We start from the raw sequence: 3,190 nt of genomic DNA on the forward strand, positions 1-3,190 counted from the left end.
GTGCGGGCACTGTCGAGTTGCGAATTCAGGGCCGCGATTTTGGCGTCGGCGGCTCTGAGCTGCAAGGCGAGCTTGTCGTCGACGACCGTGGCGACCACGTCGCCCTTGCCCACCTGGGCGCCCTCCGAGACGTGAACGGACGCGACGGTTCCCGAAATCCTTGCCCTGGCCGGCAGGATGGTGCGGCTCTCCACCTGTCCATACACGGCCTTCATCTCGGTGATGGTCGTGGACTTGACGATGAATTCGGCGGCGTGTGTAGCGATCGCAAAAAGGCCGGCGGCGCCGACCAGAAGAATGTACGCCAGGGCCGAATGCAGTGGTTTCATTGGCTAATCTCAGTCGGTTGAAATGGATATGGAGGCGACGGAGCCGCCTCCCGGCTTAGCGGCCCTTGCTCGATGACGTGCCCTTATTCGAACGCTGCACCCGGCTTGCAGCCGAGCTTCTTGAAGATCATCGCTGCCGGGCAGAAGCCCGTGACCGAGGCCTGCATCATGTTGAGCCCGGCGAATGCCGTCAGCAGGAACCAGTAAGGCGAATAGTAGATGCCGAGCGTGAGCGATATCAGCACTACGAAGCCCGCAAACATGAGAACTGCCTTGTCTATCGTCATAATTCTTGTCTCCTGAACGCCGTGCCTATTCGGCCGGCTCGATGTGGATGGCCTTGAGTTTCTTGATGCCCAGGACGTCGAGCGCCAGCCCCTCGTAGAAGGTTTCGCTCTTTCCCTGCCGCACCTTGTGAAGGAAGTATTTCTCGAACCCCACTTTCGCCGCATGGACCCATTTGCCTTGCGAGGACCAGTTGACGTTGCGGGGAGGGATCTGCGGCTGCGCGACAAAGGCTATACCTTCATCGCCGAAATCGGCGAGGCAGATCGCGTTCCACGTCGCGACGGCCCTCGGTTCCTGGCCGCGTAGCAGCGCGCCGATGTTCTCGGCGGTGGCCGTGACCATGGATTCGATCATGAAGCCGGTCTTGGGAACGCCGACGGGAAGCGGCGTCTTGCCGACCGGCGGAATGGCCACGCAGACTCCGATCGCGAAGACGTTGGGATGGGTCTGGTTGCGCTGGTGCTTGTCGATGGTGACGAAGCCGCGCGGATTGACAAGGTCCTCGGTCCCCATCAGCGCCGGAACGCCACGGAAGGCAGGCAGCATCATCGAGAAGGCGAAGGGCAGGTCGCGCTTGGCTTTGGTCGTCCCGTCCTCGTCGACTTCCTCGACGTGCATCATGTCGGCGTCGACCGAAGCCACCTTGGCGTTGGTGATCCACTTGATGTGGCGATCCCGCATGGCGCTTTCGAGCAGGCCCTTGGTGTCGCCGACCCCGTCGAGACCGAGATGGCCGATATAGGGTTCCGGCGTCACGAAGGTCATCGGGATGCGGTCGCGTACCCTGGCCTTGCGCAACGCTGTGTCGAGGATGAAGGCGAATTCATAGGCCGGGCCGTAGCAGGACGCGCCCTGAACCGCGCCCACGACGACTGGACCGGGCTTGCGAACCAGTTCGTCGAATTTCGCCCGCGTGGCGACGGCATGGTCGATGTGGCAGATGGATTGGGTATGTCCGGCAGGTCCGAGACCCGGCACCTCGTCGAAGGCAAGATCGGGACCGGTCGCGATGATCAGATAGTCGTAGTCGACGAAGGTGCCGTCGTTGAGTTCGACGCGGTTTTCCTTCGGATGCACCTTCTTTGCGCCTTCGGGACGCAGCGCGATGCCGCGCCGCTTGAAGGTATCCGCCAGATCGACAGTGACATCATTGCGCTCCCGCCATCCTACGGCCACCCAGGGATTTGAAGGTACAAAGGAATAGGACGTGCCGAGCGTGACCACGGTCAGCCGATCCGCTCGGCGCAGCTTGTCGCGTATTTCGTATGCCATGATCGTGCCGCCGAGACCTGCTCCGAGGACGACGATGTGGGACATGATGATCCTCCCGTTGGTTCGATCTTCGAAGCATCCTGCGGGTGAAAGTCGCGTTCTTCGTTGATCGGGCTCAATTTCCAAACGGCGCGGCGCAATTGTAAGGTACGGCGTCGGCCAACCCGATTGGCAAGCTTGCATGTAACATTCAAAGATAATAAATTCAAGATTATGAATGTATCAGATTTGATCCCGGCCTCAGGCAGGGCGGCGGAACTGCTCCGGAGCCTGTCCCATCCACAGCGTTTGCTCGTGCTATGCGCCCTCGGAAATGAGGAGCGCTCGGTGGCCGAGTTGCGAGAGCTGCTCGACATCGACCAGGTGCCTATGTCGCAACAGCTTATGCGGCTGCGGGCCGATGGTTTGGTCGAGGCGCGCCGGGACGGCACGACGGTCTACTACCGCATCACGAGGCCGGAGGTGCTCACGGTGATCGAGGCGCTGCATTCCGCCTTCTGCCCGAGTTGACTCGGCGCATCCCGCTTGGGCTTGACTAAGGTCAATGCGATGCAGGTCGAACCGGCATTACCTGCCTGCCAATAGCAAAACGAAAAGATCGGACACGGCCCCCTACAGCGCTCGGCTGATCCAGCGTCGGAGAAACACATGATCCTGAACAACGGCACTCTCGTGGCGGTAACTGACGGCGAGATCCTGCGACTGTTTCATAATAAGGGGCATGAACCTCATATCGAGCTTATCGAAATCGAGGATCCCATCCTTGAAATGGCCCGCGCAGGATCCGGCGGGAGGCATCGCAGCTCAACCGCCAATCCGGACGAGTCTCGGCTGCGTGAGGACGACTTTGCGGGATCGGTCGCCGCTTATCTCAATGAGCAGTCGCATGAAGATTACTGTGAGCATGTTTTGATCATCGCCGACCCGCGCACGCTTGGAGAGCTGCGAAGGCACTATCAGCCCTCGTTGAGCGCCAAACTGGTCGGCGAGATCACCAAGGACTTTGTCAAGCATTCCGTCCTGTCGATCGAAGGTGCCATAGAGATTGCCTGATCAAACGCATTCTGCACCGCAGCGATTGGCATAGTGATCTCCATATAGATCGCTGTGTCCAATGTCTCGTGTCGGAGCGATAGGACGTTCGCCATGGCTGTTCGAGAAAACGCTGTCGTTCCACTCGGCGTATTGATGCGCTCGCGGGTTCTGCCGAGCACGCCACAACCTATGGCAGGGGCGCGCTGGGGGCACCCTTACTGAACCTTGATGGTTGCCCACATACCCTTCATGAAATGATCGGGGAC

At 60.0% G+C, this 3,190-nt stretch carries 5 protein-coding genes; 2 read left to right on the forward strand and 3 right to left on the reverse strand.

Annotated elements, in window-relative coordinates; translation table 11 throughout:
* From EN738_RS32765 to EN738_RS32775, 3 genes are all read right to left on the reverse strand, one after another.
* Positions 1-329, reverse strand: a 329-nt coding sequence (locus EN738_RS32765; protein ID WP_127287179.1) for a biotin/lipoyl-binding protein, incomplete at its 3' end; no start/stop codon positions are given.
* A gap of 83 nt (positions 330-412) precedes the next feature.
* Positions 413-616, reverse strand: a complete 204-nt coding sequence (locus tag EN738_RS32770) for a DUF2892 domain-containing protein (protein ID WP_127287180.1) — start codon at positions 614-616, stop codon at positions 413-415.
* A 25-nt stretch (positions 617-641) separates the two neighbouring features.
* On the reverse strand, positions 642-1,934 hold the full coding sequence (locus EN738_RS32775; RefSeq protein ID WP_127287181.1) for an FAD/NAD(P)-binding oxidoreductase: 1,293 nt from the start codon (positions 1,932-1,934) through the stop codon (positions 642-644).
* A 168-nt stretch (positions 1,935-2,102) separates the two neighbouring features.
* Between EN738_RS32775 and EN738_RS32780 the strand changes: the two genes are divergently transcribed.
* Positions 2,103-2,399, forward strand: coding sequence for a metalloregulator ArsR/SmtB family transcription factor (locus tag EN738_RS32780; protein ID WP_127287183.1), 297 nt, complete (start codon positions 2,103-2,105; stop codon positions 2,397-2,399).
* A gap of 138 nt (positions 2,400-2,537) precedes the next feature.
* Positions 2,538-2,942: a host attachment protein gene (locus tag EN738_RS32785; RefSeq protein ID WP_127287182.1), complete on the forward strand. Its 405-nt coding sequence runs from the start codon at positions 2,538-2,540 to the stop codon at positions 2,940-2,942.
* The last annotated feature ends 248 nt before the right edge of the window (positions 2,943-3,190 follow it).

This window comes from Mesorhizobium sp. M4B.F.Ca.ET.017.02.2.1, from assembly GCF_003998955.1.
Classification (GTDB): Bacteria; Pseudomonadota; Alphaproteobacteria; order Rhizobiales; family Rhizobiaceae; genus Mesorhizobium; species Mesorhizobium abyssinicae.

Coding starts and splice junctions, on each gene's coding strand:
- EN738_RS32770 (WP_127287180.1), bottom strand. CDS start 616: ATGACGATAGACAAGGCAGTTCTCATGTTTGCGGGCTTCGTAGTGCTG.
- EN738_RS32775 (WP_127287181.1), bottom strand. CDS start 1,934: ATGTCCCACATCGTCGTCCTCGGAGCAGGTCTCGGCGGCACGATCATG.
- EN738_RS32780 (WP_127287183.1), top strand. CDS start 2,103: ATGAATGTATCAGATTTGATCCCGGCCTCAGGCAGGGCGGCGGAACTG.
- EN738_RS32785 (WP_127287182.1), top strand. CDS start 2,538: ATGATCCTGAACAACGGCACTCTCGTGGCGGTAACTGACGGCGAGATC.